Raw genomic sequence first — 22,482 nt, 5'->3', positions numbered from 1 at the left:
CGTCCTCATCGGTAAGCAACCCATTGCACAGCAAGGTCGGGAAGCCGAGTTGGCGCATCAGCGGTTTGGAGAACTCGTATAAGTTGTCTGACAAAATCACCACCTGGAAGCGCTCGCGCAGCCAGTTGACGAACTCGATGGCACCGTCCAGCGGCTTGAGGGTGGCGATCACTGCCTGGATATCGGCGAGCTTGAGCCCATGCTCGTCGAGGATGCGCAGGCGTTGCTTCATCAGCACGTCGTAATCGGGAATATCCCGGGTGGTGGCCCGCAAGGATTCAATACCGGTTTTTTCAGCGAAGGCGATCCAGATTTCTGGAACCAGTACCCCTTCCAGGTCGAGACAGGCAATTTCCACAACACACCCCTATTTATCTTATTCAAGTTGAGCGAGCAAAAGGACTGCCGAACTCTAGCGATTCAAGCTGGCCGCCGCAACGCAGGACGGATTTTGATACCATCACTCCCCTATAGAGCGCTCAGCGCCACTGACCTGTAGGAACCGTCCTGATGACCCAAGCCTTCGATGTCGCTGAACTCGCCGCGACTTATGCCAACAAATCCGCCCAAGACATTCTCAAGCTGGCGTTCAGCCAGTTCGGCGATGACCTGTGGATTTCCTTCAGCGGTGCCGAGGACGTGGTGCTGGTAGACATGGCTTGGAAGCTGAACAAGAACGTTAAGGTGTTCAGCCTCGACACGGGCCGCCTGCACCCGCAGACCTACCGGTTCATCGAGCAGGTGCGTGAGTTCTACAAGATCGACATCGAGCTGATTTCGCCGGACCAGAGCAAGCTGGAACCCTTCGTCAAGGAAAAGGGCCTGTTCAGTTTCTACAAGGACGGCCATGGCGAATGCTGTGGCGTGCGCAAGATCGAACCGCTGCGGCGCAAACTGTCCGACGTAAGCGCCTGGGCCACCGGCCAACGCCGTGACCAGAGCCCTGGCACCCGCAGCCAGGTGGCAGCCTTGGAAATCGATACGGCGTTCTCCACACCCGAGCGCACCCTGTACAAATTCAACCCGCTGGCGCAAATGACCAGCGAGGAAGTCTGGGGTTACATCCGTATGCTCGAACTGCCATACAACAGCCTGCATGAACGCGGGTTTATCAGCATCGGCTGCGAGCCGTGCACCCGTCCGGTATTGCCGAACCAGCATGAGCGTGAGGGCCGATGGTGGTGGGAAGAAGCTACGCAGAAGGAATGTGGGTTGCACGCTGGGAATATCATCAGCAAGGCCTGAGATTGAGTGCCGTAAACATGTGGGAGCGGACTTGCCCGCGATGAGGGCGTGTCAGTCAATGAGGAGTTGGCTGATACACCGCTATCGCGGGCAAGCCCGCTCCCACATTTACTTTGTGGTGGCTGTAATGTTGTACACATCAATGTAACCATCGGTGCCATTTATGTGTGCAATTTATTTTATTTCGCACCAAAACGTAACACCCATCTCCGCCTGCTTTTTGCCTCTTGAATAGAGCGCCTCTCCAGCGAAAAATAAATACCTGTTCAAACGGTCAATTTATATCGCTTTTAATTCAGTCAGTTATTTGAATACCTAACAAAAAGGAAATTACTCGCGGTTTTGATAGCCCGAAAACTGGCACGCATGTGGCTTAACGTGAATTACGCTTTGTATACAATAAATACAAAACATACATACACTTTGCCATCCTAGGCGCTGCCGAAGATGCGCCGGAGCCTGCCGGAATGCGTACAAGCCTCTCGAACAACATCGCGCTGGATCTGCCCTCCTCCTCCTTGCACCCCGAGCCTGCAAGCCTTGGCCCGCAGGTGCTCAGCCCGCGTCTGCACAACAAGGATCTGGCGCCCACCAAGACCGAAGGCCGACGCTGGGGGTGCTACAGCATCTTTGCGTTGTGGACCAACGACGTGCACAACATCGCCAACTATTCATTCGCCATCGGCTTGTATGCGTTGGGGCTTGGCGGCTGGCAAATTCTGTTATCGCTGGGGATCGGCGCGGCACTGGTGTACTTCTTCATGAACCTGTCAGGCTTTATGGGCCAGAAAACCGGAGTGCCATTTCCGGTCATCAGCCGCATCAGTTTCGGCATCCACGGCGCACAGATCCCGGCGTTAATCCGCGCGGTCATCGCGATTGCCTGGTTTGGTATCCAGACCTACTTGGCCTCGGTGGTTTTCCGCGTGTTGTTGTCGGCAATTCATCCGGGGTTTGCCGAGTATGACCACAACTCGATCCTGGGTTTATCCACTTTGGGCTGGGCGTGTTTCGTGGCGATCTGGTTTGTGCAACTGGTGATCCTGGCTTACGGCATGGAAATGGTGCGCCGCTATGAAGCGTTCGCCGGGCCGGTGATTCTGGTGACGGTGGCTTCGCTCGCGGGCTGGATGTACTTCCAGGTCGGCGGCAACATTGCCTGGTCAATTCGCGAGCCGCTGAGCGGCGGCGAGATGTGGCGCAATATCTTTGCCGGTGGCGCGTTGTGGCTGACGATCTACGGCACGCTGATCCTCAACTTCTGCGACTTTGCCCGCTCCTCACCGTGCCGCAAGACCATCCTGGTCGGTAACTTCTGGGGCTTGCCGGTGAATATCCTGGTGTTTGCCGCAATCACCGTGCTGCTGTGCGGCGGGCAGTTCCAGCTCAATGGCCGGGTCATCGAAAGCCCGACCGAAATCATCGCGGCCATCCCCAACACCTTCTTCCTGGTGCTGGGCTGCCTGGCGTTCCTGATCGTCACGGTGGCAGTGAATATCATGGCCAACTTCGTCGCGCCGGCATTTGTGCTGAGTAACCTGGCGCCCAAGTACCTGAACTTTCGCCGCGCCGGGCTGATCAGCGCCACCTTGGCGGTGCTGATCCTGCCGTGGAACCTCTACAACAGCCCGCTGGTGATCGTGTATTTCCTCTCCGGCCTTGGCGCACTGCTGGGCCCGTTGTACGGGGTGATCATGGTCGATTACTGGCTGATCCGTAAAAGCCAAGTGAATGTCTTGCAGTTGTATAGCGAAGACCCGCATGGCGTTTATTACTACAGCCGTGGGGTCAATTTGCGCGCAGTCGCAGCGTTCGTGCCTGCGGCAGTGATCGCCATCCTGCTGGCGCTGCTGCCTGGTTTTGCCAGCGTCGCACCGTTTTCCTGGCTGTTTGGCGCCGGTATTGCAGGGCTGTTGTACCGGCTGATCGCCAAGCGCCAAGCGTTTTACGCCGATGTCAGCGGCGAAAGCATTGCAGTCGATAACGTCAGTCATTAATCAAGGACATTCCATGCGCATCCTCGTGGTCAACGTCAACACCACCGCCTCCATCACCGAGACCATCGCCCAGCAGGCACGGGCCGTGGCCTCACCGGGCACCGAAATTGTCGGGCTCACTCCCTACTTTGGCGCGGAGTCGGTGGAGGGCAATTTTGAGAGCTACTTGGCGGCCATCGCGGTGATGGACCGGGTGATGGCCTACGACCAGCCGTTTGATGCTGTGATCCAGGCCGGCTATGGCGAACATGGCCGTGAAGGGTTGCAGGAGTTGTTGAACGTGCCGGTGGTGGACATCACCGAAGCGGCAGCCAGCACGGCGATGTTTTTAGGGCATGCCTACTCAGTGGTCACCACGCTGGACCGCACCGTGCCACTGATCGAAGACCGGCTGAAACTCGCCGGCCTGTACCAACGCTGCGCCTCGGTACGCGCCAGCGGCATGGCGGTGCTGGAACTGGAAGAAGACCCGCTGGCCGCCATGGAAGCCATCGTGCGCCAGGCAGAATTGGCCATCCTTGAGGACAAGGCCGAAGTGATCTGCCTGGGCTGCGGCGGCATGGCCGGGCTGGATGAGCAGATTCGCCAGCGCACCGGCGTGCCGGTGGTGGATGGGGTGACGGCGGCGGTGACCATTGCTGAATCGCTGGTGCGACTGGGGTTATCGACGTCGAAGATCAGGACGTATGCGACGCCGAGGTCGAAGAAGGTCATTGGTTGGCCCAGTCAGTTCGGCAGGTAGACCGAGTCGCGGCCGGCAGCCGTGATCAAATCGCGCTGAACCGTTGCCCCAGTTTCTGCTCGGCAAACTGCTCGATGATGAACTCCACAAACGCGCGGGTCTTGCCGGGCAGCAGTTTGTGTTCGGCGTAGTAGAGAGAGATGTTGCCGTCGTCGACGTACCAGTCGGACAACACCCGCACCAGTGCGCCGCTGTCGAGGAACGGCACGGCCATCGGCATGCTCACGAGTGCAATACCCAGACCTTGGGCACTCGCGCAGCAGGCGGCTTCGGAGTCGCTCATGGTCATGCGTGGTTTGAGAACAAGCGGGCGTTGTTCACGCTCCGGGCCGGTGAGCTGCCAAGTACGCACGCGGCCGGTTTGCGGAGATCGGATCAGGATGCCCAGGCACCGCGATAAATCTTCGGGCGCGTGCACCGGCAGGCGCCGCGCCAAGTAATCCGGGGAAGCCACCAACACCCGATGCGCGGGGGACAGCTTGCGCGCCACCACGCCTTGGGGCAGTTCAAAACCACCGCCAATGGCGGCATCGAAGCCTTGGCCGATCAGGTCGACTTGGCGGTTTTCGAAGTGCCAGTCCGGGCTGATATCCGGGAAGCGGCGCATAAATTCCGCCAGCAGCGGCACCACATAACGATTGCCGAATACCGTGCCCATGCTGACCTTGAGCGTGCCCACCGGTCGCCCTTCGGCGCTGGCCAGGTTAGCCACAGCGTTCTGGATGGTGGTAAGACTGCCGCTGACTTCTTCGAGGAACAGCTTGCCGGCTTCGGTCAGGGTCAGGCGTCGAGTGCTGCGCTGGAACAGGCGCACACCCAGGCGCGCTTCCAGCTTGGCGACGCTTTTACCCACCGCCGCCGGGGTCAGGCTCAAGTGCCGGGCGGCTTCGGCAAAGCTACCGCCTTCGGCGCTGCGCACGAAACATTCGATACTGCCAAAGCTTTCCATATCGACCCATTCTAAACTTTTGGTTTACACAGACTATAGCAATCACGGTCTACCGGGTTGGGTGGGTGAAGTCGATACTCGACCCATTAACGACTTGGAGATCGACATGACCACACACAACCTCACTGGCAAAGTCGCCTTGATTCAAGGCGGTTCCCGCGGTATTGGCGCCGCCATCGTCAAGCGCCTTGCCGCACAAGGCGCAGCCGTCGCTTTTACCTATGTCAGCTCTGCGGCGAAAGCTGAAGAGTTGCAGAGCAGCGTGATCAGCGCAGGCGGCAAAGCCTTGGCAATCCAGGCTGACAGCGCCGATGCCGCAGCGATTCGCCACGCGGTCAACACCACCGTCGAAGCCTTTGGGCGCCTGGATATCCTGGTGAACAACGCCGGTGTGCTGGCCATCGCCCCGCTGGAGGATTTCAAGCTGGAAGACTTCGACCAGACCCTGGCGATCAATGTGCGCAGTGTGTTTATCGCCACCCAGGAGGCGGCCAAACATATGAGCGAAGGTGGCCGCGTGATCAACATCGGCAGCACCAATGCCGAGCGCATGCCGTTTGGCGGCGGTGGCCCGTATGCGATGAGCAAGGCGGCGCTGGTGGGGTTGACCAAGGGCCTGGCACGGGACTTGGGGCCGCGCGGCATCACCATTAACAATGTGCAGCCTGGGCCGGTGGACACGGACATGAACCCGGCGAGTGGTGAGTTTGCCGAGACGTTGATTGGGCTGATGGCGGTGGGGCGTTATGGGCAGGTGGAGGAGATAGCGAGTTTTGTAGCCTATCTGGCAGGGCCTGAGGCTGGGTATATCACCGGTGCCAGCTTGACCATCGATGGTGGCTTCAGCGCATAACACAATGGGGAGCTGGCTTACCTGCGATGGCGCTCTTGAGGGCGCTATCGCAGGCAAGCCAGCTCCCACATTTTTCAAACGTGTTGCGTCAGGCCATGGGTGGCAAGCCATACGCGGCCAGGTCGAAGTCTGCGAGTTTGCGGATAATCTGGTCGGCGTGGTGGTATTTGCTGTCGGCCATGGCTTCATCCGGCACGGCGATGGCGGTCATGTTGGCGGCTTTGGCGGCGGTGACACCGAACGGCGAATCTTCGAACACCAGGCAGTCTTCTGGCGCGACGCCCAGGCGACGTGCGGCGGTCAGGAAGATGTCCGGCGCAGGCTTGGCGGCACCGACTTGCGGGTCGTCAGCGGTGACGATGGTGCCGAACAGGCCAAACCATTCGCGGTGCAATGTGGTCTTGTGACCAAACGAGTTGCGCGACGAACTGGTGCCCACCGCAATCGGAATGTTATGCGCCTTCAAGTGCCGCACCAGCGCTTCGGCGCCGGGCATGCCCAAGGCCTTGGGGAAACGCTCGCTCATTAGCGGTTCGCGGATTTCCAGAAATTCAGCCGGTGTAATCGGCAGGTCCAGCGCCTTGACTACGTAGTCGGCCAAGTCTTGAGCTCCACGCCCAATAATGTGCTGCTTGATGCCCCAGTCATAGGTGCGGCCGTAGCGTTCGGCGATGATCTGAGTAACTTCGGTGTAGATGCCTTCGGTATCCAGCAACAACCCGTCCATATCAAAAATCACGGCCTTGATTGGACCGACTGCGGTACGCGGTGCATTCATCACAACAGAACCTTGGGGAAGGACTAAAAGGTTTCAGCACAATAACGGCCGAGGTTGCCTGCAAGCAACCTTTGTGGCTCGGCGTTGATAACCACACGGATCAACTAGGCCAAGGCAGCGGTGGGCAAAGATAAGTGCAAAGATAAGTGCAAAGGCAGGCGCAAAGGCGCGCGCAAAAGGCGCGTGCCGAAGACACTCACGCAGTCGGGCTTACATGCAGCAACAGCTTCGATCAACTGGCCTCGGGAGACAGACTAACGTTGCAAGGCACCCGGCTTAGTGTATTTGCAAAATAGGCCCTAAAAACGTGTTAAAGCCTTATCAAAAAATAAGCCTTTAATAAGGCTTAAGCAGGAAAAACATGATCAGTGCGTCCCCCCACATACAAGTCATCAACGATCTGGAAGGCAAGCCTGCGTTTGTGGTTATTCCTTATGGGCAATACCTCGCACAGCAGGGCCGAAACCACCTTATTCCCTATCAAGTCGTCAACCTGATTATCGATGGGTTTACCCCCATCCGCGCCTGGCGCGAACACCTCAACCTGACCCAGGAAGACGTCGCCACACGCCTGGGTATTTCTCAATCGGCTTTCGCCCAACAAGAGGCGGTGAACAAACCTCGCCGGGCAACGCGGGAAAAGATCGCCAAGGCGTTTGGCATCAACGCCACTCAACTGGAGCTCTAGCGTTACCCAAGCACATCCGCGCCCTCATTATCGCTGCCCACGCGTTAAAATCAGCGGGAACCGCTTGGCGCCTGACGCCTGCCAACCTTAAAAGCGAACCCACACATGCTCTATCACGTAGCCGCCGACAGCCTGGTGCTGTTTCACCTGTGTTTCATCCTGTTCGTGCTGTTCGGCGGATTGCTGGCCCTCAAGTGGCGGCCGGTCATATGGCTGCACCTGCCCGCTGCGGCCTGGGGGGTGGCCGTGGAAGTGTTCCACCTGCCCTGCCCGCTGACCCGCTGGGAAAACCTGCTGCGCCACCTCGCCGGGCAAGACGGTTATGGCGGCGGGTTTATCGAGCATTACCTCCTCACGCTGATCTACCCGGCCGGGCTGACCCCGAATATCCAATTAGTGCTTGGGGCACTGGTGTTGCTGATCAACATCGCGGTGTATGTGCGCTTGATCAGGCGGGCGTAGGCAGACAGCCCAGGTCGACCAATGTAGCTTCCACCGCCTGATCCAGTGGTGTGTGGGGCTCGCGGCCCAAGGTGTCCACCAGGCGCTGGTTATCCAGGCGCAACGGGGTTTGCCACAGGTAGCGCATTTCCTGCATCTCGCGGACGGTGACGACAAAGGGCGCTATCAATTTCATCAACCACCACGGGAAGCGACCTACGCGGGGCTGACGGCCAGACCTACGCAACACCACCCGCTGGATCGCCTGAACCATCTGCGTGCCATCCACGTCCTCATGCCCCGCCATATGAAAGCGCGCAAACGCCTCAAGGGTTGCCCGACGCGCAATCAACTCGACCATCGTGCGCGCCACATCCGGCAGGTATGCCCATTGATGCAACACACCGGGCGTGCCCGGATAGCTGATGGCGTGCACGGGTTTGCCGGGTTTGACCAAGCCTTGGGCAAACCAGTTGTTGGCCACCCTGGCGCCGAAAAAGTCCCCGGCCCGCACGATCAACACCCGCGCGCCCTGCCGGGAAGCCTGCTCTAAACGCTGCTCCAGTTGCTCCCGGATCGCGCCCTTACGGGTCTGAGGGTGTTGCGGCGAGTGTTCGTGCAACACGGGAAATGCATCCGGCCCGAAGTTGTAGACCGTGCCGGGCAACACGATAGTTGCGCCTTCGGCGATGGCCGCCGCAATCGTGTTGTCGATCATCGGCATCACCAGCTCGGCCCAATTGCGATAGCCCGGCGGGTTGACGGCATGCACGATCACCGCACAGCCACGAGCGGCGGCGAGCACTTCCTGGCGATTGAGCGCATCGCCCTTGATCCAGGCAAACGCCGCGTTCTCACCGCGAGCCTTGTCCACATCCCGGGTCAGCGCACACACCTCCCAGCCTGCCGCGCTCAACTGCCGGGCCACTTCACCGCCTATCCCGCCGGTTGCACCCAATACCAGCACCTTGCTCATGACCGTCTCCCACGTTGTTAGTGAAGCCATTTTGTGTGCGGCGCCGCTATAGATAAATTACCGAAGAGCATCCAGCTGCTATACATTTATGCATGGCAACGAATATTGGTTGGGAGCTTTACCGGTCGTTCCTCGGCGTACTCAAGGAAGGATCGTTGTCGGGGGCCGCACGCCTGCTCGGCATCACACAGCCTACGGTTGGCCGGCACATCGCTGCGCTGGAAACGGCGCTGGGCGTGGTGCTGTTCACACGTTCGCCGCAAGGCTTGCTGCCCACCGCCGTCGCCCACACTTTGCGCGCCCACGCCGAAACCATGGAGCGCACCGCCGCCGCCCTGGAGCGCGCCGCTTCCGCCCAAGGCGATGAAGTGCGCGGTGTAGTGCGGGTCTCCGCCAGTGAAGTGGTCGGTGTGGAAGTGCTGCCGCCGATCATCACCGCACTGCGTCACCAACACCCGCAGCTGCGCGTTGAACTGATCCTGACCAACCGCCTGATCGACCTGCTGCAACTGGAAGCCGACATCGCCGTGCGCATGGTCCGGCCCAGCCAGGAGCAACTGCTGGCGCGGCGTGTCGGCTTGATTGAAGTGGGCCTGCACGCCCGCGATGATTACCTGCAGCAGCATGGCATGCCGCTTCAGATGCAGGACTTGGTGAACCACTCGGTGATCGGCTTCGACCAGGAAAGCGCCTTCATCCGAAGCCTGGCCATCAAGGGCTTTGAGCGCAACGCCTTCGCCATCAGCAGCGACAACGACCTGGCGCAACTGGCGCTCATCCGCGCCGGTGCCGGTATCGGTGGCTGCCAGGTGCAACTGGCCAAGCAGAACCCGCGCCTGCACCGGGTATTGCCGGACGGTTTTGCGTTCAAGATGGACACCTGGGTCACCATGCACGAAGACCTGCGCAACAGCCCCCGTTGCCGGGTGACCTTTGATGCATTAGTGGCGGGTTTGCAGCGTTACGTACAGGCTTGAGACAGCCTTGTTGGTGAAGAATCAGACTCCCTCAGCCCCTTCATAGACGCCCCCATGTCCGAAGCCTTCGAAGTCCCCAGCCCCCACGAAAAACACATCGAACACACCAACGAACATGCGCACGGGCGCGGCGACAATTTCGCCAGCCGTATCGCCGTGATGACTGCGCTGATGGCCACCCTCGGCGCCATGCTCAGCTACCAGGCCGGTTCCACCGAAAGCGAAGCGGCGATGGACAAGAACAACGCCGCCATCAGCAAGACCGAAGCCGCCAACCAGTGGAACTACTACCAAGCCAAATCCAGCCGCCAGAACCTGGCCGAACTGGCCACGCACATTCCCGGCGTGGATGCCGCGCATTACAAGGATGAAATCGAGCGTTACAAGGGCCAGAAGGAAGAGGTGCGCAAACAGGCCGAGAAGCTTGAGGCCACCTCCAAAGAATGGGATCAGAAATCCGAGGAAGCCCTGCACCAGCACCACCGCTGGGCCCAGGCGATGTCCGCGATTCAGATCGCGATTTCATTGGCGGCGATTACGTTGCTCACGCGCAAGGAATGGCTCAAACGCATGTCCTACACCGCCGGCACCGTCGCCATGGTCCTAGGCAGCCTAGCCTGGCTGCACCTCTAACTGACCGAACGCGGTAAAAAATGTGTGAGCAGGCCTGTTGTGGCGGGCCAGCTCCCACATGGGCTCTTCGGTGTTTTCAACGTTGGGTTCTGCCATCACATCGCTATATAGTAAAACGTCTAATGTCCAGCACAGCCCCCGAAGTGCTGGCTACCAGCGGCAAGACCCACCACCCGATTGTCGCGCCGACTGAGGAAAAGGCTGTGTACGTGCAGGCTTGAAGATGAAATTTGCGGGTAATTTATTTCAATCTGCCAGTACGGCGATTAGAGTGGCACCCCTTCGAGAATTGGATCTCGATTTTTGCCCATGGAGTTACCCAGTGAAGTACGTCAGTAAAGTGGTTGCAGCAGCTGTTCTCGGTTTCGCGCTCGCAGGCTGCACCGGCACCGCCATCAAATCCCCGCAGTACGACAGCAGCCAATACACCGTTTTGGGCCACAGTGAAGGCAGCGCCACCGGCGTCATGTTGCTCGGCGTCATCCCGATCGGCCAGAACAGCCGCTTCGTGCGCGCCCAGGATGCAGCCATCAAGGCCAAAGGCGGCGACGCGCTGATCAACACCCAAGTGCAGGAAAAATGGTTCTGGGCCTGGGTACTCAATGGTTACACCACCAAGATTTCGGGTGATGTGATCAAGCTGAAAACCGCGCAGTAAGTATGACGTTGTCAGGGCGCTGACCCTGGCAAGCGACGTATCATGGGCCAGACTTACGAGGATGGCCCATGAACCTCAGTAGCATGAGCATGGGGTTGAGTCGGACCCGACGCAGCCACATAGTCATGTGCATGTGCATAGTGTGATGCGGCAAAGCCATGCGCATTTTCCGGATGTGCATCATCGGCATAGGCATTGAGGGCTGGGCGGCCGGACATTGTGGGCAAGGGCGAGATAGCGTCGGCCTTCTTTTCAAGGCCAATCGTTAATAAATAACCAGCTGAGGGTGAGGCCGAAAAGGGAGAGACAGGTAACGAAAGTTGGTATGACCATCCAGTACTTTAGGTGCCGAGGTATTTTTTCAACATCCTCAACAAGTACCATCCCTCTCCACTGAATGACTTTTGGGATAAGAATGACGGTAGCCGTGGCGTAACTGATGCCGTTGTGCTCATGGCATATCACTCGCTTTAGAATTTAAAGACTCGTCTATACACTAGGCAACGTATCGCCACTGCACACCTACTGGGGCCTGCCCTCGATTCAGACCCGACTCATACAACAAGACCCTACAAAAATGAAAATAGTGCTCGTTGCTGCGCTGGGAATGTTATCGCTCCTACAAACACCATTGTCCTTCGCGGATAACGCCAACGGGAAAAACCTCTTTTTGCAAAGATGTTCCATGTGCCACGGAACACCCATCAAGGGAACAGGACCATTAGCGAATAAGAGCAACCCTCCCACACCTAATCTCACAACACCTGCCTTCAAGAAACGACTCAATGATTATCCAGGCGTTATTGTATCGTCGGTAATACTGCGCCCCAATGGAGACTTGATTCCAAGAACATTGCGAGACAATGGTGTGAAGGTACCGCCGCACGCTTGGACAATTAACGATCTGCGCGATTTAAACCAGTACATGAGTGGTGTGATTGCACAAAGTCGATGATGGTGGGCCAGCCACTGCTGGCAAACTCATTCCAGCCTGTTGTTGAAGACGGGCGAGTCGGTAGCCGTCGTGCGAGAGGTAATAGTGCCGCGTTTCCAAAACAGCGTGCTGTGCTCCCCTGCAGATCGCGCGCCCCATCAAGGCTGCTGCGCCACCACGCGATTACGACCGTCCTGCTTGGCCTGGTACAACAACTTGTCAGCCCTTTCAAGCACGACGGATACCGAATCACCCCCCGGTTGCCATAGCGCGACGCCCAGCGAAACAGTGATGTGCCCGACAGTAACGATCTCTGCGGCTTCGATCGAGGCACGCAGCCGCTCTGCGACATCCGTTGCCGCTTGAAGCGAGCTATTGGGCAACAACAATACGAACTCTTCCCCACCGACGCGGCAGGGCAAGTCGTTAGACCTTGAGTTGTGCTGCATCAGTTCTGCGATAGCCCTCAGTGTTTGATCGCCCACACCATGGCCAAATGTATCGTTCACCCGTTTGAAGTGGTCGATGTCCATGGAAACGACTGCGAACGCTCTGTCAGCGTCTTGCCAACGCAACAAGACATCCTGCATCGCCCGGCGGTTGGCCAGCCCGGTTAGCGCATCGGTTTGTGCTTGCAGGTTAAGCTTGCCGATCTTCTCTTGTAACAAGGTGGCGCCAAGCAGCAACGCCCTGCGAATCTGCCAAGTCTCGAAATAGTTCGCCGGCACTGCACTGATAAGGTTGTAGCTGTCGAGGGTGTCCAGTCGCTTGGCACAATCGGCGAGCCTGGACAGCGGGGCTGAGATCCGCGCTCCCAGCCACCAGATCAAAACGATTCCGAAAAAGGCAAGTGGAGCTATGCCCTGCGCAACCTTGAGCATTGTCTGACGTAGAACAGCGTGTATGTTTTCGAGTGGCTGCTGCGAGATCACCCCCCAGCCGCTGCTCGGCACTCTGGCGAAGCCCGCGAGCATTTCCACTCCATTCTCTTGCGCTGCCTGCAAAACACCTGCGTCCTGGCTAAGTGCCGCATCGGCGATCACGTTCTTTCCAGTGATATTTCCGATTTGTTCGGGACGGCTGTGATAAAGCACCCGACGGCTGCTGTCGACTAGATAAACATTCGCGCCATCCTTGCGCACATTGGTGTCCATCATGGCCTGGAGCGTGTTTTTTTGCTCAAGTTGAACGCTGCCCCCTATCAGGCCCAAGTACTCTCCTTTCGTGCCAAATACGGGCTGAGTGATAAAAATCACCAGATTGCCTGCTATGGACTTAAAGGCATTGCTGATTCTCGGCACGCGAAGGTTGAGGGGTTCCTTGTGTTGCAAAACCCGGCCATTGAGGCGAAAGCTTTCGGGGGCTGACGCAATAATAGTTCCCGATGAGTCGGCGACAAGCACGGAGTTGAAACTGGCATCCTGCCCAAACAACCGCTGTGTTTCTCCCGCCAAAGCGTGCTTATCATCAAATGCTTTGCCGATGACCACTGAGCCATATTTCAATTTGTCGAGGTCGGAATTGAGCACCTGTTCGACACTCTTGGCGATCCGAGAGGCGTAGGCTTTGTTCACTTGCAGCGCATTCTCAATCAGCTCCTGCTTCTGAGTCTTGAACATCACCCAGAAGCTATTGGCGAGGGTCACGCTTGCAGCAAGCAGTACAAAGATAAGAATCAGAATGCGCAGATTGAGCTTAGGCTTCGGTCGAGTGGTCATTTTACGCAGTCCGGGTAGGCGGATGGATTACAAACGATTTCGATCCTGTATGAACCGCCCTTGAATATGTAGGTGGGAGTCAATCAGTTTTGACGAACAGCCCGCTCAGCCAGTGAGGGAGACTGTTAACCCATTCTGGACCTATAGCACAGATATGTCTGAGGACAGTCACAAGAAATACCGCCAGTCCCCACATTGAGCCTTTATGGCCTTTTTTCAGGTGCCAAAAACCACAAACCCCCGACTTTCTCTAGGAAAATCAGGGGTTTGTGTTTACTTAATGTGGCGGTGAAGGAGAGATTCGAAAGTACCCGCACCCTCGATCGCGAAGCAGAGGCCCCGGAATACAAGGGCTCCAGCGGTGCCAGTTGCGCAAAAGCATTCCCACGCCATTCCCATGGGACTCAGCATGCATCTCTGTACGCGTGCGCATCACACTTATAGGGGCCTGACGTCCGGGGTCTGGAGGGGGGCAAAAAAAAGAGTAACATAAGTAATCTTGACCGTTTTTCACTCTCAAGCCATTGAAAATAAAGGGTTTTATATTCCGATCAAAAGGTAATCTTTAAGTAATATTGAAGTAATCTGATTACTCTTTATAAATGTAATTCTCTACTTTTATAAACCCCTTTAAAATCAATAGGTTGGTAAAAAATTACCTTTTCAATTACTTCTCTGTTACTCCTTTTTGTAATCTCAAAACCCACGAAATACGTGGCCTCCAGACCGTTTCTGTGGAGAGATTACTGAAGTTACTCTTTTTGAGACTCCCCCCCTCCCCCTCAACAGCAGAGCCTTTAGACGCCTTCAACGAAATACCCCCTCGGTGCAGGGTTCCGCAGGCTTTTGACCACCCCACAACGCCGAGCAGCCCCCCAGCCAGTTCCGCGTTGGGCTGTCCGCAGGGCCGCAGAAAAAACGACCCATTTAGCCCGCAGGCGAGGTGGGGGGACGACGGCGCGCGCCGAGCGTTGAAGCACGTCACAGCCCACATGTAGCACGTCAGTGGCCCACCTTGTGGCACGTCAACCCCCCGAAACAAAGCCTCATCCCTACCGCCACCCGCAACTCGCCGAAAGCCCCGTCTTTATTGGGCCGAACAGTCGCCCAGGCTTGCTGTGACGCCCCGCAAATGCTATGTTGAACTGGGGTTTTTCACGCTGCTGAGCGGCGAAAGTTCATGTGTGCGCACCCAACTTTCGTGATCGTAAATGCTCGTTTCGCAGACAGAAAAAAGCCGCCTCATGGGCTGCTCATTGTCTTGGTGTAGCAGTCAGATCAGAACAACCCTCCCAGTGCCGCTGGCTCCCAGTTCATGATCACCAGCTCTCCACTGACCTCAGCTTTCCCCTGCCGTTGATTCGTCGTGCTGTAGCGGATGTCCACCGTCTCGAAGTGAAACCCCTCAAACACTCGGCGGATGTCAGGGTGGTCGTTGATGCTCACCATCACCCTGCCCTTGCAACGGCGCATGAAGTCAGCCATCCGCTCATAGTTCTCAAACGGGAAGTCCACCCCATAGCCAGCGGTCTGCCAGTAAGGCGGGTCCATGTAATGGAAGGTGTGCGGTCGGTCGTAGCGCTCAGCGCACTCAAGCCAGCCCAGGTTCTCGACATAGGTACCAGACAGCCGCTGCCAGGCAGCAGACAGGTTCTCCTCGATCCTCAACAGGTTGATGGCTGGGCCAGTGGTGGCTGTGCCAAAGGTTTGACCACTGACCTTTCCGGCGAAAGCATGGTGCTGCAGATAGAAAAACCGGGCAGCCCGCTGTATGTCGGTGAGGGTTTCCGGCCGGGTAATCTTCTGCCATTCAAACACCTGGCGGGAACTGAGCGCCCATTTGAACTGGCGCACGAACTCCTCCAAGTGGTTCTGGACAACGCGGTACAGCGTGACCAGGTCACCATTGATATCGTTGAGGACTTCAACGGGTGCAGCCTGGGGTCGCATGAAGTAGAGCGCGGCGCCGCCGGCAAAGACCTCGACGTAACATTCATGGGGCGGGAACAGCGGGATAAGGCGATCTGCCAGGCGACGCTTGCCGCCCATCCACGGGATAATTGGTGTGCTCATTAAGTGATCCTTGTTTCGACAATTGGATTCGCTTAGGCTTCGCACCCCCTGCGCAGTGGGGCGAGGCCTTGGTTGGAGCACTCGGCACGTTCGAGTGATTCAGCGTCGAGCGGGTGTTAGCGCACCAGCTCGTCGCCTCGTTTACTGCGCGGGGGTACTACTTCTCCCCCGTAACAACCTCAAATGGCTTGAAGCGCACCACCTCTTCGCCGACCCAGTCATTCAAAAGGGCCAGTCGGGTCTGGATCGGTTCAAGCTCAAGCGTGGCCCAGACGCCCGCAGCTTCCTGCGGTGATCCAAAGCCCCCCGCGTTTTTCGGCACGATGCCCATCAGCTGCGGATAAACCCGCAACGCCGCCAGCACATCGCCCTGGGTCTGATCCTTGATCGAGTTGAATTCGTCCTTGGCCGAAACCTCGCTCACCGGGATCAACTGAATGCCTTCCTTCTTCCCGTTCGGCGCGTACACAAACAGGTTGCGAAAATTGCCAGGCCCTTTGGAGTTTTTCAGCGCCGTGCGCAAGTCATCGATGTCGGATTCGTTTTGCGCTGCGTCCGTCATGTACAGGATGAAACCGGCATGACTGCCGTTCTCGTAATACTTGCGGCGGAACAACGTCGCCGACTGGTTCAACAGGGCCGATTGCAGTGCACACAGCCACTCCGGCAACCCGTAAATTTCCTGATGCAGATCCAGTTCGCGCAAATGGAAGACGCTGCCCTGGTCAAACGCATGCTCATTCTTCCAGCCCTGCACCTGGAAAAAGTGCCCGTCCTTCCCTACCCGCATGTACTTCGCCAACGCAGGCTTGAGCGCTACAGTGGTGCCCAGCAATGACCGCCGCGCCTCCACATACCCATTGCCCAACGCTAAGTAGTCCTGGGCGTACTGATCAAACGCCTCACGGCTCAGCAACTTGTGCGGGATGAACGTGCGGGTCAGCTGGTTACGCTTGAAGCGCAGCCCCGAGTCAAGGTGAACGCTGGCCTTCACCGATCGAGCCAGTCCATCCAGCGACAATGGCGGCTCATACCAGCGCCCGTTAAACCAGCACTCCAGCGAGTCGAAAATCTCCCTGGCCGACAACACCGACTCCGGCTCGCCGAACGTGAACGCAACCGACTTGTGATCACTCACGGCCTGCTCCGTGGCAACCGCCACCTCATTGTTTGTACTCATCAAAAAAGCTCCATCCGCCCGGTATTGGCAGCCGTCTGCCCTTCGAGCGGTTCGTGGTGTAGTGCATGGAAAAGAGCCCAGGCTAGGTCGGCGTGGCCGGTTGATTCGCTGCGCCCAGCTGTATAGGTGAACTGCCGGCCGCTGGCGGTGATGGTTTTGCGGATAGCCATCAGTGATTGCGCGAAGTCGGTCCAGCCGGCGTCGAACTCCAGTCGGCCCTTGTTGATCACGTCATAGGCCTTCATCACCAAGCGCGACTTCACCTCTGGCGAATAGCTGAACGTTGTCAGTCCGGGGAAAAACTGCCGCACCAACTGCGCCACGCCCGACCCCATGCCGGTTACGTCTATGCCGATATAGGTAACCCAGTAGCGCTGGGTCACCATGCGGATGGACTCGGCCTGCGCCGCGAAATCCATGCCACGGAACTGGTGCCGCTCAATCACCCGAAACTTACCGCCAGGCACCATCGGCGGCGCTACGACCACCAGACCAGAGCTGTCGCCCGTTTCGGCCGGGTCATAGCCCAACCACACCTGGCGGTCTGCAAGCGGGCGCGGCGCCAATGGTTTGTAGTCCTCGGCCCAGTTAACCCAGCTGTCCACCATGCACGACTGCAACATCGACAGTGGGAAGATGCTCGCCCCGTCGTCCACAAACTGGCACATCAGCAGGTTCTGGAAGGCCTCGGCGTCGTACTCCTGGCGCAGCTCTTCAAGGTCGAACCGGTCACAGCCGCGCTGCTCGGCGTCCAGAATCGTGACGATCTGCCGCCACACCTTGTCCTCGCACAACCGCCCCTGTTGCAGGGCATCGTGGGACACATCCACAGAAATACGGTTGGCAGCGGGTTTGCCCTTGTTGAATCGCTCCCCCGTCCAGAACGTGTATGCCTCGTGAGCCATGCTCGACGGCGTGCTGAAGTAGGTACGGCGGTATTGCTTCTGCATCGCCATACCCGAGGCGACTTTGTTCAGTTCCTTGAACTTGAACGTCCAGAAGAATTCGTCGAAGTAGAAATTTCCGTGGTAGCCCTGGGCGGTGCGGGCATTGGTGCCCAGGAAGTGCAGCTCGGCGCCATTCGCCAGCGTGATGGGATCGCCGGTCAGTTCAACGCCCACGACTTCCCTGGCAAACGACTGAATATACGACTTGAAAATGTGAGCCTGATTCTTCGATGCCGACAGGAAAATCTGGTTACGCCCCGTGGTCAGGGCATCAATCAACGCCTCTCGAGCGAAGTAGAAAGTCGCCCCGATCTGCCGGCTTTTCAGAATGGCCCTGGTGCGCTGATTACCCGCCTTGTACCAATCCAGCTGATAACCGAAGCACCCATCGACAAACGCCTGGGTGAGCAGCTCAATATGCTCTTCGCTGAACTCATTGCGGCTCGGTTTTTTCTTGGGCCCGCTGTTGCGGTCATTCAGTTTCGGGTTTAGCTCAGACTCGGTACCGCCGCCCTTGAACCGCTCGATACGGGCCTGGCGTTCCAACTGCCGGTGGAGCAGGTCAATTTCCTTGAAATCGCCACCGGTCTTGCCTTCCTTCAGGATCAACTGCACCAACCGCGCTTCCAACGCCCCGCCAATTCGCTCGACGTTATCCGCCCGGTCCCATTCGTCACGGGCTTTCCAGCTGTGGACGGTCTTCTCTTTTTCGTCCAGGTACTCGGCAATTTCGGTGATGCGCCAACCCGTCCAGTACAAAAATTTGGCCTGGCGACGGTTATCACGGATGGGAATTTCAGCGAGAGCATTCATGGCGCAGATGCTGCCTCCCGCGCGCGTAGTACACCCGCCCCGCTCCCTGTAGAGCCTTGCTCTACAAGTGCGGCTCGTTGCTCGCGAGGCCGCAGCTGCCGACCATGCCCACATCGCAACGGCAGTTCGCCGCCACCGCACTGAGGACTCCCCATGGCTAGCAGCACCAAACAGAAATTCCGCTCCAAGTGGACCCGCATTGCCGTAGAAGGCGCGACCACTGATGGCCGCATCATCGAGCGGAGCTGGATTGCCGACATGGCCTCGCAGTACAGCCCCAACACTTATGGCGCTCGCATCAACTGCGAGCACATCAAGGGTTATTGGCCTGGTGGCGAATTCGGCGCGTACGGCGACGTCGTAGCGCTTAAGGCTGAAGAAGTCGAAATTGCCGGCATCAAGAAACTGGCGTTGTTCGCCCAGCTTGAACCCAATGACGCGTTGCTGGCCTTGAACAAGGCAGGTCAGAAGATCTACACCTCGGTGGAGATCCAACCGAAGTTTGCCGACAGCGGCAAAGCGTACCTGGTCGGCCTTGCCATCACCGACACCCCAGCCAGTCTGGGTACCGAAGCTCTTAGCTTCAGCGCCACACACGGCACGTTAGCCGGACGCAAACAGGACAAAGACAACCTGTTCAGCGCCGCCGAAGAAGCCGAACTCGAATTCGAAGAAGTCACCGATCAGCCGAGTGCTTTTGCAGCAATCAAAGCCAAGCTCGGTGAGTTCATCAAAATGAGCAAGGACAAGGATGGCAAGGACGCCAACACTTTCTCCGACATCGGTGAAGCGCTGGAAAGCCTGGTAACCCTCGCCACCCAGCAGGCTGAGCAAGCCGACGCTTCAAGCAAGGCCCTGGTAGACCTGAAAAAGCAGTTCACCAGCCTGGATAACGAGCTGAAAGAGCTCAAAACCAAGCTCGGCCAAACCGCTGACCTCAGCCAGGCACAGCGCCCGCACAGCACTGGCGGTGCAGGCACCGTACTGACTGCTTACTGAACCCACGGTCCAACACCGACAAGCCTATTCACCGGAGAACACCCCCATGCGTAAAAAAACACGCTTCGCCTTCGCCGCCCTGGCCGTGCAGATCGCCCTGCTCAATGGCGTAGCCAGTGCCCACGAAAAATTCAGCGTAGACCCCAGCATTCAGCAAAAACTGGAAGTTGCGGTGCAGGAATCCGATGGTTTCCTGAAACAGATCAACATCATTGGCGTCGACGAGCAGTCCGGCGAGGCCCTGCTGCTAGGCGTAAATGGCCCGGTTGCAAGCCGCACCGATACTTCCGGTGGCAATCGCCGCAGCCCGCTGGGCCGCAGCACACTGAGCAAAGACACCTACATCTGCAAGCAGACCAACTTCGACAGCGCGTTCCCCTACGCCCTGTTGGATGCATGGGCCAAGTTTCCAGATTTCCAAGTCAAGCTGAGCAACGCGATCATCCTGCGCCAGGCGCTGGACCGCATCATGGTCGGCTTCAACGGCACCAGCGCCGCAGCGAATACCAACCGCGCGGCCAACCCGTTGTTGCAGGACGTCAACATTGGCTGGCTGCAAAAAATCCGCACCAGTGCCGATGACCGCGTGCTCAGCGAAGCAACCATTGGCCCGCGCAAAATCATCAAAGTGCTGGGCGTGGACACCATCTTCGAGGGTGATTACGCCAACCTCGACGGCCTGGTGTTCGACGCTATCCAAATGCTCGACCCTTGGCACCGCAATAGCCCGGACCTGCGCGTGATGGTTTCGCGCAACCTGATGCACGGCAAGCTGCTGGCAGCAGTAGAAAAGGGCGCCGACTCCAACCAGGAAGAAAACTCCGCTCAAGAAATCGTCAGCCGCGCCCGTTTGGGTGGCCTTCCGGTGGTCGACGCGCCGTTCTTCCCGGACAACACGGTGCTGGTAACCACCCTCAAAAACCTTTCGATCTACTACCAGAACGGCGCCCGTCGTCGCCACCTGAAAGACGAACCCGAGCTGGATCGCGTCGCCGACTACCAGTCTTCGAACGAAGCCTATGTCATCGAAGATTTCGGCCTGGTCGCGCTGGTGGAAGGCATCACCGCCGTCGTCTACCCAGCACCGACTGAAGCACCAGTTGAAGGCTAAGAGGCACGCCATGCACCAGACACCCGCCCAACGCAACCAGCTGCGCAAACGTGCAGCCATAGAGGCCGCCGCAAAAGCGCCGGCCACATCAATGGCAGGCGCTACTGCCTACGAGCACCAACTTGCCCAACTGGCCCAGCACCGTGCACGTCTCAAGCAGGTGCAGTCCAACCAGGGCAAAGCGGAACTCAAGGCGCTATTGATCCCTGAGTACGAACCCTACGTGCAAGGTGTACTGGACGCCGGCAACGGTGCCCAGGACGAAGTGCTCACTACGATAATGCTCTGGTGCATCGATGCCGGCGGCTACCCCGGTGCGCTGCAAATCGCCGAATACGTCATCAAGCACGGCCTGAACATGCCGGACCGCTTCGAACGCACTACGGGCACCTTGATCGCCGAAGAAATCGCCGAAGCCGCCCTCAAAGCGCAGAAAGCTGGTGAAGGTTTCCCGTTGTGGATTCTGGAGCAGGCCGCCCGCATCACCGCAGAACAGGACATGCCCGACCAAGCCCGCGCCAAGCTGCACCGGGCAATTGGTAAGGAAAACGCCGCAAAAGTCCCGAATGAAAACCTCACGACAACTGACGTCGGTTTTCTGGTGGTGGCAAAGGCTCACCTGAGCAAAGCCATCGACTTGCACAGCAATTGTGGCGGCAAAAAGGATCTGGAGCGCGTCGAGCGTCTCCTCAAGAAACACACTGCCCCAGGCAGTTAACCGAGCGTCCCCACGCACCCCGCCGGCTCGGGGCGGATCGGCCAGGCCGCTCCTCCTGAACGTGAAGCCCCGACCACCGGCGATCTATCGGAGCAGTCATGAACACCGCCTTTGCCAACCTCTACCAGAGTGATTTCACTCCAACGGAATCTGAACGGCGCTTGGCTGCTGCGGCTGAACAGTATGTGGCCGAGACAGAGGCTTACGACCGCATCGTCTGCACCGGCCCCATTGTGAAAGGCTCCATCATGCCGGCCAACTCGCACGAACGTGGGCTGGTGAACCGCAACGCCGCGCGCGCATTTGACCATCTGTGTACACAACACCCCGAATTCACCCGGCAGCAGATCCTGCGCGAAGTTTCCCGCGCAGACATCCGAGGCCCTTCCAATTGAGCGCGTTCGTAGCGAGCGGACCAGTCAACGGCGGCCATATCAATACCGACTCGTTCTGGCCCTCAATCGACCTTGAGCAGCTGCGGGCGACCCTGCGCATTGACGACAGCGTCACTCCGGCTCGTCTGGAAACTGCCGTAATCGCCGCAGCCATCAACCTCAACCGTGAATTGAAGCTGTGGAAGGCAAAGCAACTGGCTGCCGGCTACGCCACTTTGACCGATGTACCCGACGACAAGGTCAACGACGTATCGGTCCAGGCCCACCTGTACCGCCGCGCGATCGAGGCCGGGACCGGCGCCGAAGTCTGCGAGCGGTACCGCGACTACAGCGCAACCAACACTGGCAACAGCAAAGCCGAGGAAGTCACACCGACCATCGACGATTACCGCCGCGATCTGCGTTGGGCCGTTCGGGACTTTCTCGGGGTCAACCGAACCACCGTGGAGTTGATCTGATGAGCGACATGAAAGTGATCGACTGGAACGAAATCAGCCGCCTCGGCCTGCATGAGCGGATCAACCGCGAAATCATGCACCCGCTCGGCCTGGCGATTTTTAGGACTGTTGAAACCGGGGCATCCCCTGGCGCCTACGTATCGGCCGATGGTCCGTTCGTCTATGCCTCGCCAGCAGTACCGACAGAGCCGGAGGGAGA

Annotated in this window: 24 protein-coding genes and 1 pseudogene; 17 read left to right on the top strand and 8 right to left on the bottom strand. The window is 58.1% G+C overall.

Features of this window, described 5'->3' with window-relative positions; all coding sequences use genetic code 11:
• A partial coding sequence (thrH, locus tag E0F99_RS21305; protein WP_130908907.1) for a bifunctional phosphoserine phosphatase/homoserine phosphotransferase ThrH occupies positions 1–358 on the bottom strand: 358 nt, incomplete at its 3' end.
• Between the two features lie 152 nt (positions 359–510).
• Between thrH and E0F99_RS21300 the strand changes: the two genes are divergently transcribed.
• From E0F99_RS21300 to E0F99_RS21285, 3 genes are all read left to right on the top strand, one after another.
• Positions 511–1,245: a phosphoadenylyl-sulfate reductase gene (locus tag E0F99_RS21300; RefSeq protein ID WP_083357301.1), complete on the top strand. Its 735-nt coding sequence runs from the start codon at positions 511–513 to the stop codon at positions 1,243–1,245.
• Positions 1,246–1,712: 467 nt separating this feature from the next.
• On the top strand, positions 1,713–3,242 hold the full coding sequence (locus E0F99_RS21290; RefSeq protein ID WP_083357300.1) for an NCS1 family nucleobase:cation symporter-1: 1,530 nt from the start codon (positions 1,713–1,715) through the stop codon (positions 3,240–3,242).
• A 13-nt stretch (positions 3,243–3,255) separates the two neighbouring features.
• Complete coding sequence (locus tag E0F99_RS21285; protein ID WP_083357299.1) at positions 3,256–3,984, top strand: aspartate/glutamate racemase family protein; 729 nt, start codon at positions 3,256–3,258, stop codon at positions 3,982–3,984.
• 25 nt (positions 3,985–4,009) lie between these two features.
• Here the strand turns inward: E0F99_RS21285 and E0F99_RS21280 are convergent, their stop codons facing one another.
• Positions 4,010–4,933 carry a LysR family transcriptional regulator gene (locus E0F99_RS21280; RefSeq protein ID WP_083357298.1) on the bottom strand — a complete coding sequence of 308 codons (924 nt, stop codon included), beginning with the start codon at positions 4,931–4,933 and terminating at the stop codon, positions 4,010–4,012.
• 106 nt (positions 4,934–5,039) lie between these two features.
• Here E0F99_RS21280 and E0F99_RS21275 point away from each other — a divergent pair, with 106 nt between their 5' ends.
• Complete coding sequence (locus E0F99_RS21275; RefSeq protein ID WP_083357297.1) at positions 5,040–5,786, top strand: 3-oxoacyl-ACP reductase family protein; 747 nt, start codon at positions 5,040–5,042, stop codon at positions 5,784–5,786.
• An 88-nt stretch (positions 5,787–5,874) separates the two neighbouring features.
• Here E0F99_RS21275 and E0F99_RS21270 read toward each other — a convergent pair whose 3' ends face one another.
• Positions 5,875–6,564 (bottom strand): HAD-IA family hydrolase, encoded by a 690-nt coding sequence (locus E0F99_RS21270; protein WP_083357296.1) that lies wholly within the window; start codon positions 6,562–6,564, stop codon positions 5,875–5,877.
• 361 nt (positions 6,565–6,925) lie between these two features.
• Here E0F99_RS21270 and E0F99_RS21265 point away from each other — a divergent pair, with 361 nt between their 5' ends.
• The gene (locus tag E0F99_RS21265) at positions 6,926–7,252 is read left to right on the top strand and encodes a helix-turn-helix domain-containing protein (RefSeq protein ID WP_083357295.1); all 327 of its coding nucleotides are present in this window, start codon (positions 6,926–6,928) and stop codon (positions 7,250–7,252) included.
• A 105-nt stretch (positions 7,253–7,357) separates the two neighbouring features.
• The gene (locus E0F99_RS21260; protein WP_083357294.1) at positions 7,358–7,714 is read left to right on the top strand and encodes a DUF2784 domain-containing protein; all 357 of its coding nucleotides are present in this window, start codon (positions 7,358–7,360) and stop codon (positions 7,712–7,714) included.
• Here the strand turns inward: E0F99_RS21260 and E0F99_RS21255 are convergent.
• The gene (locus E0F99_RS21255; RefSeq protein WP_083357293.1) at positions 7,701–8,669 is read right to left on the bottom strand and encodes an NAD(P)H-binding protein; all 969 of its coding nucleotides are present in this window, start codon (positions 8,667–8,669) and stop codon (positions 7,701–7,703) included. The genes E0F99_RS21260 and E0F99_RS21255 overlap by 14 nt on opposite strands.
• 92 nt (positions 8,670–8,761) lie before the next feature.
• Between E0F99_RS21255 and E0F99_RS21250 the strand changes: the two genes are divergently transcribed.
• The 5 genes and pseudogenes from E0F99_RS21250 to E0F99_RS21220 all read left to right on the top strand — a co-directional run bounded on the left by E0F99_RS21250 (position 8,762) and on the right by E0F99_RS21220 (position 11,892).
• Positions 8,762–9,646, top strand: coding sequence for a LysR family transcriptional regulator (locus E0F99_RS21250; RefSeq protein WP_083357292.1), 885 nt, complete (start codon positions 8,762–8,764; stop codon positions 9,644–9,646).
• Positions 9,647–9,700: 54 nt separating this feature from the next.
• Complete coding sequence (locus E0F99_RS21245; protein WP_083357291.1) at positions 9,701–10,279, top strand: DUF4337 domain-containing protein; 579 nt, start codon at positions 9,701–9,703, stop codon at positions 10,277–10,279.
• A gap of 322 nt (positions 10,280–10,601) precedes the next feature.
• Positions 10,602–10,937, top strand: coding sequence for a hypothetical protein (locus E0F99_RS21235; RefSeq protein ID WP_083357290.1), 336 nt, complete (start codon positions 10,602–10,604; stop codon positions 10,935–10,937).
• 82 nt (positions 10,938–11,019) lie between these two features.
• Positions 11,020–11,136, top strand: a pseudogene (locus E0F99_RS30520) (EamA/RhaT family transporter); the annotation flags it as partial.
• 378 nt (positions 11,137–11,514) lie between these two features.
• A complete protein-coding gene (locus E0F99_RS21220; RefSeq protein WP_083357289.1) occupies positions 11,515–11,892 on the top strand; it encodes a c-type cytochrome in 378 nt (125 codons plus the stop codon).
• A gap of 137 nt (positions 11,893–12,029) precedes the next feature.
• Here E0F99_RS21220 and E0F99_RS21215 read toward each other — a convergent pair whose 3' ends face one another.
• From E0F99_RS21215 to E0F99_RS21200, 4 genes are all read right to left on the bottom strand, one after another.
• Positions 12,030–13,589: a diguanylate cyclase gene (locus tag E0F99_RS21215; RefSeq protein WP_083357288.1), complete on the bottom strand. Its 1,560-nt coding sequence runs from the start codon at positions 13,587–13,589 to the stop codon at positions 12,030–12,032.
• A 1,278-nt stretch (positions 13,590–14,867) separates the two neighbouring features.
• The gene (locus tag E0F99_RS21210; RefSeq protein ID WP_083357287.1) at positions 14,868–15,662 is read right to left on the bottom strand and encodes a DNA adenine methylase; all 795 of its coding nucleotides are present in this window, start codon (positions 15,660–15,662) and stop codon (positions 14,868–14,870) included.
• 157 nt (positions 15,663–15,819) lie between these two features.
• Complete coding sequence (locus E0F99_RS21205) at positions 15,820–16,842, bottom strand: phage portal protein (protein WP_083357286.1); 1,023 nt, start codon at positions 16,840–16,842, stop codon at positions 15,820–15,822.
• Positions 16,842–18,602, bottom strand: coding sequence for a terminase ATPase subunit family protein (locus E0F99_RS21200; RefSeq protein WP_083357285.1), 1,761 nt, complete (start codon positions 18,600–18,602; stop codon positions 16,842–16,844). Before E0F99_RS21200 ends, E0F99_RS21205 begins: the two co-directional genes overlap by 1 nt.
• Before the next feature lie 153 nt (positions 18,603–18,755).
• Between E0F99_RS21200 and E0F99_RS21195 the strand changes: the two genes are divergently transcribed.
• The 6 genes from E0F99_RS21195 to E0F99_RS21170 form a co-directional block, all read left to right on the top strand.
• Complete coding sequence (locus E0F99_RS21195) at positions 18,756–19,601, top strand: GPO family capsid scaffolding protein (protein ID WP_083357284.1); 846 nt, start codon at positions 18,756–18,758, stop codon at positions 19,599–19,601.
• 46 nt (positions 19,602–19,647) lie between these two features.
• Positions 19,648–20,712: a phage major capsid protein, P2 family gene (locus E0F99_RS21190; protein WP_083357283.1), complete on the top strand. Its 1,065-nt coding sequence runs from the start codon at positions 19,648–19,650 to the stop codon at positions 20,710–20,712.
• Between the two features lie 10 nt (positions 20,713–20,722).
• On the top strand, positions 20,723–21,430 hold the full coding sequence (gene gpM / locus E0F99_RS21185) for a phage terminase small subunit (RefSeq protein ID WP_083357282.1): 708 nt from the start codon (positions 20,723–20,725) through the stop codon (positions 21,428–21,430).
• Positions 21,431–21,528: 98 nt separating this feature from the next.
• Positions 21,529–21,825, top strand: a complete 297-nt coding sequence (locus E0F99_RS21180; protein ID WP_083357281.1) for a hypothetical protein — start codon at positions 21,529–21,531, stop codon at positions 21,823–21,825.
• Complete coding sequence (locus tag E0F99_RS21175) at positions 21,822–22,283, top strand: head completion/stabilization protein (RefSeq protein ID WP_083357280.1); 462 nt, start codon at positions 21,822–21,824, stop codon at positions 22,281–22,283. The genes E0F99_RS21180 and E0F99_RS21175 overlap by 4 nt, the downstream gene beginning before the upstream one ends.
• Positions 22,283–22,482: DUF7415 domain-containing protein (locus tag E0F99_RS21170; protein WP_130908904.1), on the top strand; the 200-nt coding region annotated here is incomplete at its 3' end. The genes E0F99_RS21175 and E0F99_RS21170, both read left to right, overlap by 1 nt.

Origin of the sequence: Pseudomonas antarctica (genome assembly GCF_900624995.1) — a bacterium.
Lineage (GTDB): Bacteria > Pseudomonadota > Gammaproteobacteria > Pseudomonadales > Pseudomonadaceae > Aquipseudomonas > Aquipseudomonas antarctica.
This window is presented reverse-complemented; position numbering and strand designations above follow the sequence as displayed.